Origin of the sequence: Limnohabitans sp. 63ED37-2, assembly GCF_001412535.1 — a bacterium.
Taxonomy (GTDB): Bacteria; Pseudomonadota; Gammaproteobacteria; order Burkholderiales; family Burkholderiaceae_C; genus Limnohabitans_A.
This window is the reverse complement of record NZ_CP011774.1, coordinates 2,345,768-2,359,481: the sequence shown is the minus strand read 5'-3', so window position 1 is coordinate 2,359,481 and position 13,714 is coordinate 2,345,768. Positions and strand designations below refer to the sequence as shown.

Genomic DNA, 13,714 nt, shown 5'->3' with positions numbered 1-13,714 from the left:
GGCGGCCCATGGCGCTGGGCCGCCGGGGACTTTGGGGCCGGGCCGGTGGCCCCGGGCTGAGCCGTTAAAATCGCGGGTTGATTTCCGAATCTTCCCCCCGAATCACCGAAAGCCTTCCATGAGCCTCAAATGCGGCATCGTGGGTCTGCCCAATGTGGGCAAATCCACCCTTTTCAACGCCTTGACCAAAGCTGGCATTGCCGCTGAAAACTACCCCTTTTGCACCATCGAGCCCAACACGGGTGTTGTCGAGGTGCCCGATCCGCGTCTTCAGCAGTTGTCAGAGATCGTTGAGCCCGAGCGCATCGTGCCGGCCATTGTGGAGTTTGTGGACATTGCCGGCTTGGTGGCCGGCGCCAGCACGGGCGAAGGCCTGGGCAACAAGTTTTTGGCCCACATCCGCGAGACCGATGCCATCGTCAACGTGGTGCGTTGCTTTGAAGACGACAACGTGATTCACGTCGCCAACAAGGTGGACCCGATTGCCGACATCGAAGTCATCCAGACCGAGCTGTGCTTGGCCGACTTGGCCGCAGTTGAAAAAGCCATCCACCGCGTGAGCAAAATCGCACGCTCTGGCGACAAAGAAGCCGTCAAACAAATGGCGATTCTTGAAAAGTGCCAGGCCGCCTTGAACGACACCCAGCCGGTGCGCACCATCGACTTCAGCAAAGAAGAGCGCATTGAACTCAAGCAGTTCTTCTTCATCACCGCCAAGCCTGCGATGTTTGTGGCCAACGTGTCGGAAGACGGTTTTGAGAACAACCCGTTCCTGGATCGCCTGAAGGCCTTTGCCGCCAAGCAAAACGCGCCCGTGGTGGCCATTTGCGCCAAGATCGAAGCCGAGTTGTCCGAGATGGACGACGCGGACCGCCTGGAGTTCTTGAAGGAAATCGGTCAGGACGAACCGGGTCTGAACCGCCTGATCCGCTCGGCTTACAGCTTGCTGGGCTTGCAAACCTATTTCACGGCGGGTGTGAAAGAAGTGCGGGCCTGGACCATCCGTGTGGGCGACACCGGACCACAAGCGGCGGGCGTGATCCACACCGATTTTGAGAAGGGCTACATCCGAGCCCAAACCATCGCGTTTGACGACTTCATCGCCTTCAAGGGCGAGCAAGGCGCCAAAGACGCCGGCAAGATGCGTGCGGAAGGCAAGGACTATGTCGTCAAAGACGGCGACGTGATGAACTTCCTGTTCAGCTCCTGACCTGTTCATGGCCGCCAACAAAAAACCGCGCCATGGCGCGGTTTTTTGTTGAACAGGGTGCCTGCTCAGGGCTTGAGCGCCAGAAATTTCAGCACCGGCGCCACGCTGCGCTCTGGATCTTCTTCTTGGGGCACATGGCCCAGACCCTCGAACACCACATAGTGGCTGCCCGGGATGTCTTGGTGAAAGCGTTGGCCAGAGGGCTCGGTGATGAGCCTGTCTTGTGCACCCCACAGGATCAGGGTGGGTTGCCGGATGCTGGAAATCAGCCCGGCGGACAAGGCATCGGTTTCGCGCAGTTTCATGCGCTGGGTGAGGCTCTCACGGTTGCCCGCACGCAGAGTCAGTTCGTAATAACGGTCCACCAGTTCGGGTGTGACCTCGTCCGGGTTGGCATACACATTGCGCACGCTGGCTTCAATCATGCTTCGTGGCAAGAGTCGGCTCATCACAGGCTTGAGCCCATCGATCTGCGCGAGCCGAAAGCCCAAGGGCACCGAGGTGGATTGCAAGGGGTAACCACTGGCATCCACCAGCACCAGGCGGCTGACGCGGTCGGGGTGTTGCACGGCGGTGCGCAAGGCAATGCCGCCGCCCAGTGAGTTGCCAGCCAGGACGGCTTGGCGAACGCCCAGTTGGTCCATCAGCGCCACGATGAAGTCGGCATAGCGTTCCATCCGATAGTCGCCATCAGGGGCGGGTCCGGTGAGACCGAATCCGGGCAGATCCATGCGGATGACGCGGCGCTGGTCCTTGAGCGCGGCGGTCCATCCATCCCAGGTGTGCAGACTGGCCGAGGTGCCGTGGATCAGCACGATGGGCTCGGGGTCGTCCCGGGGGCCCTCGTCGCGCAGGTGCACCTGCATCCCTTGTAGTTCGATGAACCGTGAGGGCGCAGCAGCCCAACGTGTTTTTAAGTTGTCCACAGGCCGATCGGGTGCCCAAGCCAGGCCGATCACGACCCCCACGATCAGGAGGAGCAGCAAGAGGCTCGCCAAAAGGATTTTGGTCATGTTCATGCGGATGGAAAAAGCCAAATCAAGCCACCGGTCATGAGCAGGTAGCGGAAGAACTTGCCAATCGCCATGTAGAACGTGCAAGGCCAAAAGGGCATCTTGAGCCAACCGGCCACCGCACACAGCGGATCGCCCACGCCGGGCAACCAGCTGAGCAAACAGGCCTTGGGGCCCAACTTTTCCAGCCAGGCCAGGGCGCGGATGTGTGTGCTGGAGTCGCGCCACTTGTTGACCGCGTGGTGTGTGCCCCAGCCCATCCACCAGCTGACCATGCCGCCCAAAGTGTTGCCTGCCGTGGCCACCAAAATCGCGGGCCAGAACAGTTCAGGATTGAGTTTGACCAGGCCGAACACCGCAGGCTCAGAGCCCATGGGCAGTAGCGTGGCCGAAACGAAGGCGACGACAAACACGGTGCTCAGACCGTGTTGCGGCAGGGCCAGCCATTGCAGTGATTCGTTGAGCCATGCTTCCATCATACCCAGTGTACTGGGCTCAGTGCATGCCCTGTTTGGGCGGGGGCTTGGGCAGTTTGGCGCTCCGTGTCTTTGGCAAAACACCAGGCCAGGTGCCAGCGCTTAAGCAGGGGAGGGGCCCGCTCAGATGGGGGCAGAGTCGATCAATGCCCGAGCGGGCTGCTGGCGTCGATGTTGCTGAGCAGGCGTTCACGGCCCTTGAGCACATGGCGCTCAGCCGTTGACTTGGCCTTGGCCTTGGAGCCTTTGACAATGGCCTCGTACAGGGTGCGGTGTTCGGCGTTGGATTGGCGCATATTGCCCGGGGCGTTGAAGTATTCGCGCCGGAACAGGTGCATTTCCTTCACATAGTCGTCGTAAGCGGCCTGGGCCCGCTGGTTGTTGGCCAGTTGCAGAACGAGGGCATGGAACTGCAGATTCAGTTCGTAATAAAGGTTTGGGTTTTCGGCTTCACAGGCCCGGTCCATCCCGTCTAGGAGTTCTTCAAAGCCTGCTTTGTGGCTTTCGGCGATGTGTTCGGTGGCGCGTTCGGCGGCAAAGCCAAAGACCAGTGCCCGAAGGTCATACAGCTCCAGCATTTCGCGCACCGACAGTTGCCGCACAAACACACCCCGGTTGACAACCGCCTTGACCAGCCCCAGACCGGTGAGCATGCGGATGGCCTCGCGCACCGGACCTCGGCTGGTGCCCATGCGCAGGGCCAGGGCGGCTTCGTTCAGGCGCTCTCCGGGTTTGAGCTCGCCGCTGAAGATCCATTGCTTGAGCTGGTCTGCCACAAAAACGGGCAAACCTTGCTCGGGTTTTTCGGGGACGGCATTCATGTTTTTTGGTGCAGGGCCTTCGTGTTCATCCTAACTGAGATTGTCCCAAATCATGCCGAGTCCGTCGCCAATGTGTCAACAATTTCTCGAAAGTGTTGACACTTCATCTTGTGAAGTTCACACTTTGAAGCCGCAACAGGTCGCTGTACCTGTCCCTTTTCAGACCCACTACCGCACGGAACCCCCCCCATGCCGCACCAGCCTGCTTCTGCCGCACTCTCGCGTTTCAGAGTGATCGATCTGACCCAGGTCAGAGCTGGCCCCACGGCTTGCCGCCAATTGGCCGACTGGGGCGCGGATGTGGTGCAGGTGCAAATGCCCGAGCACATGCGCGGCGACGACACGCTGGGCGGGCAAGAGGGCTCGGACTACCAGTACACGCACCGCAACAAGCGCTCGATCACCCTCAACCTCAAAGAGCCCGAAGGCATTGCGCTGCTCAAGCAGTTGATCGCCAAGGCCGATGTGGTGGTGGAGAACTTCCGCCCCGACGTCAAGTTCCGCTTGGGCATTGACTATGAGAGCCTGAAAAAGGACAACTCCGGTTTGGTGTACGCCAGCATCTCGGGTTTTGGCCAAACCGGGCCCTTGGCCGCAAGGCCGGGCTTTGACCAGATTGCACAGGGCATGGGCGGCTTGATGTCGGTCACCGGTTTGGCCGAGCAGGGCCCGATGCGGGTGGGCATTCCGATTGCCGATTTGTGTGCGGGCATTTTTGCAGCGCAGGGCATTTTGGTGGCCTTGCTCGAGCGTGAAAAGTCTGGCCAAGGCCAGTGGCTGCACACCTCGCTTTTGGAGTCCATGGTGTACATGATGGATTTCCAGACCTCGCGCTGGCTGATCGACGAAGAGGTGGCCACACAGGCGGGTAACTTCCACCCCACCAGCATCCCCACCGGGGTGTACAAGGCGCGCGACGGTTACATGAACATCGCGGTGTTTGGCTCCAAGATTTGGGAGCGCTTTTGCGACATCTTGGAAGCGCCGCAATGGGTCACCGACCCGCGATACCACGACAAGCCCAGCCGTTCGGTCAACCGCGACGCCTTGAACGCCGAAATCAACGAACGCCTGGCCAAGCAGGACCGGGCCTATTGGATTGAGCGTTTGAACGATGGCGGGGTGGCCTGTGGCCTGATCAACAGCATGGACGAGGTGTTCAACGAACCCCAAGTGCAGCACCTGAAGATGGTGAAAGACGTGGTCTCGGTGCACCAAGGCCCGCAGCGCTTGGTGGGTCAGCCGGTGCAGCTGGAGCGCACGCCCAGCACCATCGCCCGCGCCGCGCCGCGCCGGGGCGAGCACAGCGTCGAAATTCTGGGCGAGTTGGGGCTGGATGACCAGACCTTGGCCGCATTGAAATCCAAAGGAGTGTTTTGAATGTCTGAAGTGGTCTACACCTCCCCCACCGAGCGGGTCAACACCTGGCTGGACGGCAGCACGCTGTTCATCCAGTTCAACAACGTGGCGCGGCACAACGCGCTGTCGGTGGACATGTGGGAAGCCGTGCCGGTGCTCTTGAACCAGGCCGAACACGACCCCCGTGTGCGCTTGGTGGTGTTCACCGGTGCGGGCGAAAAAGCCTTTGTGTCGGGGGCCGACATTTCGCAGTTTGAAGACATGCGTGCAGCGCGTGAAGCCGTGACCCGCTACGAGCACATGGCCGAGACCGCGCTCATGGGCATTTACAACTTTCCCAAGCCCACACTGGCTTGCATACGCGGCTTTTGCATCGGTGGCGGCATCAACGTGGCCATCAGTTGCGACATGCGCATCGCCGCCAGCGACGCCGTGTTCTCGGTGCCGGCCGCCCGCCTGGGTTTGGGCTACCGCTATTCGGCCATGAAAAACCTGGTGGACCTGATCGGCCCCGGTGCGGCCAAAGACCTGTTTTTCACGGCCCGCAAAATCAACGCACAAGAGGCGCAAAGCCTGGGCTTGGTCACGCGGGTCTGCGCACCCGAGGCTTTGCCCGAGTTGCTGGCCGAGTACACCTCGGCATTGGCGGCCAACGCCCCCCTGACCATTCAGGCGGCCAAGGCCATCACCCGCGAAATCCTCAAGCCCTCGCCCGAGTTGGACCTGGACTTGTGCACCCAACTCATCCGCGGCTGCTTTGACAGCGCCGATTACGCCGAAGGCCGCAAGGCCTTCATGGAAAAACGCAAACCCGTCTTCAAAGGCGAATGAGTCACACCATGAAATCGTATTGGATGAACATCAGCGAAGGCCAAGGCCAGATGGAGCTGCGCGAGGTGGATAGGGCGGTGCCCGGCGCGGGTCAGGTGTTGGTCAAGTTGCACGCCGCCGCTCTGAACCGTGGCGAATTGATCATCGGCCACGGCCTGCACGGCAAAGGGGGCAGCAAGCCCGCGGGCATGGAGGGCGCGGGACAGATCGTTCAGCTGGGCAGCGAGACCGGGGCTTGGCAGGTGGGCGATCGTGTCATGGGCCGTTGCCCGGGTGCTTTTTCGGAATACGCCTTGATGGATGTGCGCGAAATCATGCGCGTGCCGGACAACTTGACCCTTGAGCAAGCCGCATCGATTCCGCTCACATTTTTGGTGACCTATGACCTCTTGGTTTTGCAAGGCCACTTGAAAGCCGATCAATGGTTGCTGATCAACGGCGTGTCTTCGGGTGTGGGTGTGGCCAGTTTGCAAATGGCCAAGGTGCTGGGCGCCAAAGTCATCGGCACCTCGGGCTCGCAGGCCAAGCTCGATCAACTCAAACCTCTGGGGTTGGATGTGGGCTTGTGCACCCGCGCGGCTGATTTTCACCAGGCCGTTCTGCAAGCGACCGAGCAAAAAGGCGCCAACTTGGTGGTCAATACCGTGGGCGGCAGTGTCTTTGCCGAAAGCATGCGCTGCATGGCGTTTCAGGGCCGTTTGGGTTTTGTGGGCTATGTGGACAACACCCTCAACGCCACCATCGATCTGGAAGCCCTGCACGCCAAGCGGCTGTGTCTGTATGGGGTGTCCAACAAGAATCGCACACCGGCCCAACGTGCCGATGGCATCGCCCAGTTTGCGGCGCAAATCCTGCCGGCTTTTGCAGATGGTCGCATCCAGCCCTTGCTCGATCGGGTCTTTGACTTCGACCAACTCGACCAGGCCAAGGCCCACATGGAAAGCAACCAGCACACGGGCAAGATCGTTTTGCGCATCGCCAAGCCGGATTGAAACCCCCAGAAATCATTTAACACTGGAGACAAGACCATGAACAAAAGAAACCTGATTTCAGCCTTTGTCCTTGCTTGCATGGCCATGGGCGTTCAAGCCCAAGGCGCTGCCTATCCCAACAAGCCGATTCGTTTGGTGGTGGGTTTTGCACCCGGCGGTGCTGCCGACTATGTGGCCCGCGCCATCAGCGATGCCATGGGCAAGTCCTTGGGGCAAACGGTTGTTGTCGAAAACAGGGCGGGTGCTGGCTCCAGCATTGCAGCCGAAAACGTGGCCAAGTCTGCGCCAGATGGTTACAGCGTTTTGTTGGCCAGCCCCAGCAGTATCTCGGTCAACCCGGCCCTCAACCCCAAGTTGAACTACACCCCCAAAGATTTGGTGCCGATCACCAAAGTCACCACCTCGCCCTTGGTGATCACGGTCAACCCCAATATTGGCATCAACTCGGTGCAAGACCTGATCGCGCGTGCCAAGCAGTCGCCTGGCAAGATCAACTATGCGACCTCGGGCAACGGCTCTGCGCCCCATTTGGGCGCGGCCTTGTTCACCCAATTGACCGGCGTGGACATGGTGCACATTCCGTTTCGTGGGGGGGCGCCTGCCATCCAGTCGGTGATCGCCGGAGACACCCAAGTGACCTTTGGCACGCCTCCTTCAGTTTTGCCCATGATCCAAGCCGGACGCTTGAAAGGCTTGGCCGTCAGCACCAAGACCAGCACGCCCTTGGTCCCCGGTCTGCCGGGCATGCAAGAAGCCAAACTGCCCGAGTACGCGATCGAGTTTTGGTATGGCTTGTTTGTGCCCGTGGGCACACCGCCAGCTGTGTTGAAGCGCATCTTTGATGCCGCGCAATCGGCCATGGCCCAGCCCTCTGTCAAAGTCGCATTGGCCCGCGAAGGCACCGATGTGTCGGTTTCCACTAACCCCGATCAATTCGCGGCGTTTTTGACGGAAGACGCCAAATTTTGGGTGAATTTGGTTAAGAGCGCAGGTGTCAAACTGGATTGACCAGAAGGAACTGTCATGCTTCAAAACGGAATCTTGCAAATCGACTCGATGCAGGCCCGCTGTACTCCCGCAGAGTGGCAGGCGCGTGTCGATCTGGCGGCGTGTTACCGCTTGGTGGACATCTACGGCATGTCCGACATGATGGCCAACCACATTTCATCGCGAGTGCCGGGCGAAGACGGTGCCTTCCTCATCAACGCCTACGGCATGATGTACGAAGAGATCACCGCGTCGAGCCTGATCAAGATCGACCACGACGGCAACATTTTGTCCAAGCCCGATTTTGGTGACTTGAACTACGGCATCAACAAGGCCGGTTATGTGATCCACAGTGCAGTGCACGCGGCCCGGCCAGAGGTCGATTGCGTCATCCACACCCACAGCTGGGCCTCGATGGCCGTGTCCTCGCTCGAATGTGGTCTGCTGCCCCTCACACAAACGTCCATGCGCTTTTTGAAAATCGGCTACCACGATTACCAAGGGGTGGTGTTGGATCTGGCCGAGCAGGCCTCTTTGGTCGAAGACCTGGGGCAGGGCGAAGCCCTGATCCTGCGCAACCACGGTGCGCTCACGGTGGGGCGCAGCGTGGGCGAAGCTTTCAACTGGATGCACCGTTTGGAGTTGTCATGCCGTGCACAACTGGCGGCCATGGCCTGCCAAACGCCTTTTGTGAAAGTGGCGCCCGACGTGCTGGAGGAGACCTGGAACAACTACCAGCCCAGCACCCGCAGACCCTATGGCCTCATGGAGTGGCCCGCCTTGCTGCGCAAACTCGACCGGATAGACCCGAGTTACAAAACCTGAGCCCCTTGCTTGTTCACCCCCACCGAAAGACCCGCATGACGTCACCTTCTCTTTGGCTTGCCGCCAGCCTTTCAGTCTTGGCCATGGCCATGCCTTCTTGGGCGCAAGCCCAGGCTTATCCGCAAAAACCGGTCAAAGTGGTGGTGGCCTTCACGGCCGGGGGCACCACCGACATCTTGGCGCGTACCGTCACCCAGCAGCTGTCCGAAAAACTCAAGCAACCCTTTGTCATCGACAACAAACCCGGTGCGGGGGGCAACCTGGGTACCGAGTTGGTGGTCCGCTCTGCACCGGACGGGTACACCCTGATCGTCAATTCGGTCGGTCCGATTGCCGTCAACCCCACGCTGTATGGCAAGTTGCCCTATAACCCTTTGACCGATTTGGTGCCGATTGTTCAGATCGCGGATGTCCCCAACGTCTTGGTCATCCACCCCTCGGTGCCCGCCAACACCATGGAAGAACTGATCGCCTACGCCAAAGCCAATCCGGGCAAACTCAACTACGGTTCAACCGGCATAGGCACCTCGTCCCATTTGTCCAGTTTCATGCTGTCCAAGCGGGTGGGTTTTGAGGCGACCCACATTCCCTACAAGGGGGCAGACGCCCTCAAAGACCTGTTGGCAGGCCGTATCCAATTCATGTTTGCCACCATCCCTTCGGTCATGACGCACATCACGGCAGGCAAGCTCAAACCGATTGCGGTCAGTTCACTCAAGCGCTCGCGCTCCATGCCCGAAGTGCCCACCGTGGTCGAAAAAGGCTTCCCGCAATTTGAGGCCGGTTCTTGGTTTGGCTTTTTTGCGCCCAAGGGCACGCCAGACGCGGTGATCAGCATGGTCAACAAAGCTGTCAATGAGATCTTGCAAGTGCCCGCCATCGAGCAGCAAATGATCGCGCAGGGCGCAGACCCCGCAGGTGGCACATCTGCCCAGTTTGGTCAATTCGTGCAGCGCGAGCATGACAAGTGGCGTGTCATTGTGCGTGACTCGGGCGCCAAAGCCGAGTGACCCATTGCAGCATTCAGACCCCGCCTTGAACACCAGTTTGCGCATCCTCATGTCCCGGCAGTCTATTGACCGCTTGGGGCCAGCGGTCTCGGTGGCGATGGGCCAGCGTTCTTTTGAGCTGATCGCCTTGGAAGACGCTGTGGCTGCGCAACGCACCGATGGCGATGTGGCCTTCATCTCTCGGGAGGTCACGGGCACCTCGACCAAACACGAAATCCATCCCGCTTTGCAACAGGTCTACACCTTGCTGCGGCAATCGCCTGGCCTCCAATGGGTGCACATCCATTCGGCCGGTGCCGACCGTCAGATTTACCAGGACTTGATGGCCAAAGGGGTGAGGCTCTCCACGTCCTCCGGGGCCAATGCGCAGGTGGTGGCCACCGTGGCTTTGGCGGGCTTGTTGGCCATGGCCAGAAAGTTCCCCCTGTTGTGGGCCGAGCAACAAGCGCGTCAGTGGATACCCATGATGGGCCAACGCATGCCGCGTGACCTGCCGGGCCAGACCGCGACCATCGTGGGCTGGGGCCCCATCGGGCAAAAGCTGGGCAGTTTGCTGATGGCGCTGGGACTCAAGGTGGTGGCGGTGCGCCAAAACGTAGACCCCAGCACCCCGTGGCAGGGCGGTGTGGAGCAGGTGAGCTTTGAAGGCCTGGCGACCGTGCTGCCCCGAACGGATTGGCTCATTCTGGCGTGCCCCCTGACCGCCAAGACCCGGCAGTTGGTCAATGCCCATGTGCTGGCAGCGCTGCCACCGGGGGCGCACCTGATCAACGTGGCCCGGGGCGAAGTGGTGGACCAGGACGCCTTGGTGTCGGCCCTGCAAAGCGGGCATTTGGGTGGAGCATTTTTGGATGTGTTCGCGCATGAACCTTTGCCCACCGATTCACCCCTGTGGGCCATGCCCCAGGTCATGGTCACGCCCCATGCGGCGGGCCATTCGGACGGCAATGAAGCCCGGGTCAGCCAGATGTTCCTGGACAACCTCAAGTGCTGGACCTTGGGGCAAGCGCTGCGCAACGTGGTCGCTTAAAGCCACCCGACCCGGATCTTTTTGTCCGTGTCCAATGCACGGGTGTGTTCTGCTTCCAGGAGTTGCGGGTGAACAAGATCGCCCAAAACGCTAGCATACCCAGCTTTCATTTGCTGAAATATTAAGCAATTACAATCGTGCCTCTTCCTCCAGCCCATCCCCCAAAAACATCCACCTCCGGTCATGCAGATAGGCCCCTATCCCTTGACGAACAACTTGTTTGTCGCCCCCATGGCGGGGGTGACTGACCGGCCATTTCGTCAACTGTGCCGGCAGTTTGGTGCGGGCTATGCGGTGAGCGAAATGGTGACTTCGCGCCCTGATTTGTGGGCTTCGCTCAAAACCTCGCGCCGCGCCAACCACGACGGCGAGCCCGGCCCGATTGCGGTGCAAATCGCCGGCACCGAGGCACAGATGATGGCCGACGCCGCCCGCTACAACATCGACCGGGGCGCACAAATCATTGACATCAATATGGGCTGCCCGGCCAAAAAAGTCTGCAACAAATGGGCGGGCTCGGCCCTGATGCAAGACGAGCCGCTGGCGCTGGAGATCATCAGCGCGGTGGTCGAAGCGGCTTTGCCGCACGGTGTGCCCGTCACATTGAAGATGCGCACCGGCTGGTGCGACGCTGAAAAAAATGCCCTGAGCCTGGCCCGTGCGGCCGAAAGTGCGGGGGTGCAAATGGTCACCGTGCACGGTCGTACCCGCGAGCAAGGCTACAAAGGCTTGGCCGAATACGACACGGTGGCCGCGGTCAAGGCGGCTTTGCGCATCCCAGTGGTGGCCAATGGCGACATCGATTCGCCCGAAAAAGCCCGTGATGTGCTGCGCATCACCGGGGCCAACGCCGTCATGATTGGCCGCGCCGCGCAAGGCAGCCCCTGGATCTTTCGCGAGATCGCTCACTTTCTGGCCACAGGCGAACACCTGGCGCCGCCGCTGGTGGGCGAAGTGCGCCGCGCCTTGCTCGAGCACCTGCAAGACCACTATGGCCTGTATGGCGAATACACCGGGGTGCGCTCGGCCCGCAAGCACATTGGCTGGTATGTGCGCACGCTGCCCGGTGGAGATGCTTTTCGCGAACACATGAACACCCTCGAGACTGCAGACGGGCAACTGACCGCAGTGGCCGCCTATCTGGACGGCTTGGCCGAGCAGATGGAGCGCCTGCCCCAACGCCAGTCCCTGCACCCTGAAGTTTGCCCCGATTTAGAGACCACGCCATGAGCGAACCCCAATCGATTGAACACTGCATCCGGGCCAACCTGGAAATCTATTTCCGCGACCTGGATGGCACCGACCCCAACGGCCTTTACGACATGCTGGTCAAGTTGGTCGAAAAGCCGCTGCTCGACGTGGTGATGACCCAGTCAGGTCAGAACCAGTCGCGTGCAGCCGAATGGTTGGGGCTGAACCGCAACACCTTGCGCAAGAAATTGCTGGAACATGATTTGTTGAAATGACGCTGATGCGGCCCGGTCTCGCCAAGCGTCCATGAATGCCCGCCGGAACCCTTGACCCCGGCCTTGCCTTGAACCCTCCAGAATTTTGAAGAAAGTCCCCATGAGAGCCCTCATCTCCGTCTCTGACAAAACCGGCATCGTCGACCTGGCCAAAGAATTACACGCCCTGGGCGTGGGCCTGATCTCCACCGGCGGTACTGCCAAGCTCTTGGCCGAACAAGGCCTGCCCGTGACCGAAGTGGCCGAAGTCACAGGCTTCCCCGAAATGCTGGATGGCCGTGTGAAAACCCTGCACCCCAAAGTGCACGGTGGCTTGCTAGCCCGTCGCGACACCCCCGAGCACATGGCGGCTTTGAAGGCACACCACATCGACACCATCGACCTGTTGATCGTCAACCTCTACCCGTTTGAAGCCACCGTGGCCAAGCCAGGCTGCACGCTGGCCGACGCGATCGAGAACATCGACATCGGTGGCCCCGCCATGGTGCGCAGCGCGGCCAAGAACTGGAAAGACGTGGGCATCGTCACCGACGCCAGCCAATACCCCGCTGTGATGACCGAGTTGAAAGCCAACGGAAAACTCAGCGACAAACTGCGCTTCGCTTTGTCCGTGGCCGCGTTCAACCGCATCAGCCAATACGACGGCGCGATCAGCAACTACCTCTCCAGCGTGAACTTTGAAGCCGAGAAGCTGAGTGAAGACTACGTTCCCGAACGGGCCCAGTTCTCAGGCCAATTCAACGAGCAATACGTCAAAGTGCAAGACCTGCGCTACGGTGAAAACAGCCACCAGCAAGCCGCTTGGTACCGCGACTTGGCACCCGCTGCGGGCTCGCTGGCCACTGGCGTGCAATTGCAAGGCAAAGAACTCAGCTACAACAACATCGCCGATGCAGACGCTGCATGGGAATGCGTGAAGAGCTTCGAGGCCACCGCGTGTGTCATCGTCAAACACGCCAACCCCTGCGGTGTGGCCGTGGGCGCGAGCGCACTCGAGGCCTACAGCAAAGCCTTCCAAACCGACCCCACCAGCGCCTTTGGCGGCATCATCGCCTTTAACCGACCCGTTGACAAAGCCGCTGCCGAGGCGGTGAGCAAGCAATTCGTTGAAGTGCTGATGGCCCCCGACTTCAGCGCCGAAGCCCTGGAAATTTTCAAGAGCAAAGTGAATGTGCGCTTGATGAAAATCGCACTGCCTGCCAGCTATGGCGACGTGCGCAACGCTTTGGAAACCAAGCGCGTGGGCTCAGGTCTCTTGCTGCAAAGCGCCGACAACCACGAGTTGGCTTTGGCCGACATGAAGATCGTCACCATCAAACAACCCACCCCTGAAGAACTCAACGATTTGTTGTTCGCCTGGAAAGTGGCCAAGTTCGTCAAATCCAACGCCATCGTGTTCTGCAAAAACGGCATGACCATGGGCGTGGGCGCAGGCCAAATGAGCCGCCTCGACTCCGCCCGCATCGCCAGCATCAAGGCCGAAGCGGCCAAGCTCAGCCTGCAGGGCACCGTGGTGGCGAGTGATGCCTTCTTCCCCTTCCGCGATGGCCTCGATGTGGTGGTGGACGCAGGCGCGACCTGCGTGGCCCAGCCCGGTGGATCTATGCGTGACCAAGAAGTCATCGATGCCGCCAACGAGCACGGCGTGGCGATGGTGTTCACGGGTGTGCGGCACTTCCGCCATTGATTCGCGC

Annotated in this window: 14 protein-coding genes; 11 read left to right on the top strand and 3 right to left on the bottom strand. The window is 60.2% G+C overall.

What is annotated here, in order from left to right; all coding sequences use genetic code 11:
- The first annotated feature begins 118 nt into the window (after positions 1-118).
- Positions 119-1,210, top strand: a complete 1,092-nt coding sequence (gene ychF / locus L63ED372_RS11010) for a redox-regulated ATPase YchF (protein WP_062405998.1) — start codon at positions 119-121, stop codon at positions 1,208-1,210.
- Positions 1,211-1,275: 65 nt separating this feature from the next.
- On the opposite strand, the gene L63ED372_RS11005 is transcribed toward ychF, so the two are convergent.
- From L63ED372_RS11005 to L63ED372_RS10995, 3 genes are all read right to left on the bottom strand, one after another.
- Positions 1,276-2,223, bottom strand: coding sequence for an alpha/beta fold hydrolase (locus L63ED372_RS11005; protein ID WP_062407975.1), 948 nt, complete (start codon positions 2,221-2,223; stop codon positions 1,276-1,278).
- Between the two features lie 2 nt (positions 2,224-2,225).
- A complete protein-coding gene (locus tag L63ED372_RS11000; RefSeq protein WP_062407973.1) occupies positions 2,226-2,699 on the bottom strand; it encodes a YqaA family protein in 474 nt (157 codons plus the stop codon).
- Positions 2,700-2,842: 143 nt separating this feature from the next.
- Positions 2,843-3,520 carry a GntR family transcriptional regulator gene (locus tag L63ED372_RS10995; protein ID WP_062405997.1) on the bottom strand — a complete coding sequence of 226 codons (678 nt, stop codon included), beginning with the start codon at positions 3,518-3,520 and terminating at the stop codon, positions 2,843-2,845.
- A gap of 189 nt (positions 3,521-3,709) precedes the next feature.
- Between L63ED372_RS10995 and L63ED372_RS10990 the strand changes: the two genes are divergently transcribed.
- The 10 genes from L63ED372_RS10990 (at position 3,710) to purH (ending at position 13,707) form a co-directional block, all read left to right on the top strand.
- Positions 3,710-4,900, top strand: a complete 1,191-nt coding sequence (locus L63ED372_RS10990; protein WP_062405996.1) for a CaiB/BaiF CoA transferase family protein — start codon at positions 3,710-3,712, stop codon at positions 4,898-4,900.
- Complete coding sequence (locus L63ED372_RS10985; RefSeq protein ID WP_062405995.1) at positions 4,901-5,710, top strand: enoyl-CoA hydratase; 810 nt, start codon at positions 4,901-4,903, stop codon at positions 5,708-5,710.
- Between the two features lie 8 nt (positions 5,711-5,718).
- Entirely contained in the window at positions 5,719-6,702 is a 984-nt protein-coding gene (locus L63ED372_RS10980; RefSeq protein ID WP_231624483.1) for a zinc-binding dehydrogenase, read from the top strand.
- A 36-nt stretch (positions 6,703-6,738) separates the two neighbouring features.
- Positions 6,739-7,710 carry a Bug family tripartite tricarboxylate transporter substrate binding protein gene (locus L63ED372_RS10975; protein WP_062405993.1) on the top strand — a complete coding sequence of 324 codons (972 nt, stop codon included), beginning with the start codon at positions 6,739-6,741 and terminating at the stop codon, positions 7,708-7,710.
- 15 nt (positions 7,711-7,725) lie between these two features.
- Positions 7,726-8,514: a class II aldolase/adducin family protein gene (locus L63ED372_RS10970; RefSeq protein WP_062405992.1), complete on the top strand. Its 789-nt coding sequence runs from the start codon at positions 7,726-7,728 to the stop codon at positions 8,512-8,514.
- A 35-nt stretch (positions 8,515-8,549) separates the two neighbouring features.
- Positions 8,550-9,524, top strand: a complete 975-nt coding sequence (locus L63ED372_RS10965) for a Bug family tripartite tricarboxylate transporter substrate binding protein (protein WP_062405991.1) — start codon at positions 8,550-8,552, stop codon at positions 9,522-9,524.
- 49 nt (positions 9,525-9,573) lie between these two features.
- Positions 9,574-10,554 carry a D-2-hydroxyacid dehydrogenase gene (locus L63ED372_RS10960; RefSeq protein WP_062407971.1) on the top strand — a complete coding sequence of 327 codons (981 nt, stop codon included), beginning with the start codon at positions 9,574-9,576 and terminating at the stop codon, positions 10,552-10,554.
- Between the two features lie 183 nt (positions 10,555-10,737).
- Positions 10,738-11,784, top strand: a complete 1,047-nt coding sequence (dusB, locus tag L63ED372_RS10955; RefSeq protein ID WP_062405990.1) for a tRNA dihydrouridine synthase DusB — start codon at positions 10,738-10,740, stop codon at positions 11,782-11,784.
- The gene (locus tag L63ED372_RS10950; RefSeq protein WP_062405989.1) at positions 11,781-12,020 is read left to right on the top strand and encodes a Fis family transcriptional regulator; all 240 of its coding nucleotides are present in this window, start codon (positions 11,781-11,783) and stop codon (positions 12,018-12,020) included. Before dusB ends, L63ED372_RS10950 begins: the two co-directional genes overlap by 4 nt.
- Positions 12,021-12,120: 100 nt before the next feature.
- The gene (gene purH / locus L63ED372_RS10945) at positions 12,121-13,707 is read left to right on the top strand and encodes a bifunctional phosphoribosylaminoimidazolecarboxamide formyltransferase/IMP cyclohydrolase (protein ID WP_062405988.1); all 1,587 of its coding nucleotides are present in this window, start codon (positions 12,121-12,123) and stop codon (positions 13,705-13,707) included.
- Positions 13,708-13,714: the final 7 nt, after the last annotated feature.

Coding starts and splice junctions, on each gene's coding strand:
- L63ED372_RS10980 (WP_231624483.1), top strand. CDS start 5,719: ATGAAATCGTATTGGATGAACATCAGCGAAGGCCAAGGCCAGATGGAG.
- L63ED372_RS10960 (WP_062407971.1), top strand. CDS start 9,574: ATGTCCCGGCAGTCTATTGACCGCTTGGGGCCAGCGGTCTCGGTGGCG.
- L63ED372_RS10970 (WP_062405992.1), top strand. CDS start 7,726: ATGCTTCAAAACGGAATCTTGCAAATCGACTCGATGCAGGCCCGCTGT.
- purH (WP_062405988.1), top strand. CDS start 12,121: ATGAGAGCCCTCATCTCCGTCTCTGACAAAACCGGCATCGTCGACCTG.
- ychF (WP_062405998.1), top strand. CDS start 119: ATGAGCCTCAAATGCGGCATCGTGGGTCTGCCCAATGTGGGCAAATCC.
- dusB (WP_062405990.1), top strand. CDS start 10,738: ATGCAGATAGGCCCCTATCCCTTGACGAACAACTTGTTTGTCGCCCCC.
- L63ED372_RS10985 (WP_062405995.1), top strand. CDS start 4,901: ATGTCTGAAGTGGTCTACACCTCCCCCACCGAGCGGGTCAACACCTGG.
- L63ED372_RS11000 (WP_062407973.1), bottom strand. CDS start 2,699: ATGGAAGCATGGCTCAACGAATCACTGCAATGGCTGGCCCTGCCGCAA.
- L63ED372_RS10995 (WP_062405997.1), bottom strand. CDS start 3,520: ATGAATGCCGTCCCCGAAAAACCCGAGCAAGGTTTGCCCGTTTTTGTG.
- L63ED372_RS11005 (WP_062407975.1), bottom strand. CDS start 2,223: ATGACCAAAATCCTTTTGGCGAGCCTCTTGCTGCTCCTCCTGATCGTG.
- L63ED372_RS10950 (WP_062405989.1), top strand. CDS start 11,781: ATGAGCGAACCCCAATCGATTGAACACTGCATCCGGGCCAACCTGGAA.
- L63ED372_RS10990 (WP_062405996.1), top strand. CDS start 3,710: ATGCCGCACCAGCCTGCTTCTGCCGCACTCTCGCGTTTCAGAGTGATC.
- L63ED372_RS10965 (WP_062405991.1), top strand. CDS start 8,550: ATGACGTCACCTTCTCTTTGGCTTGCCGCCAGCCTTTCAGTCTTGGCC.
- L63ED372_RS10975 (WP_062405993.1), top strand. CDS start 6,739: ATGAACAAAAGAAACCTGATTTCAGCCTTTGTCCTTGCTTGCATGGCC.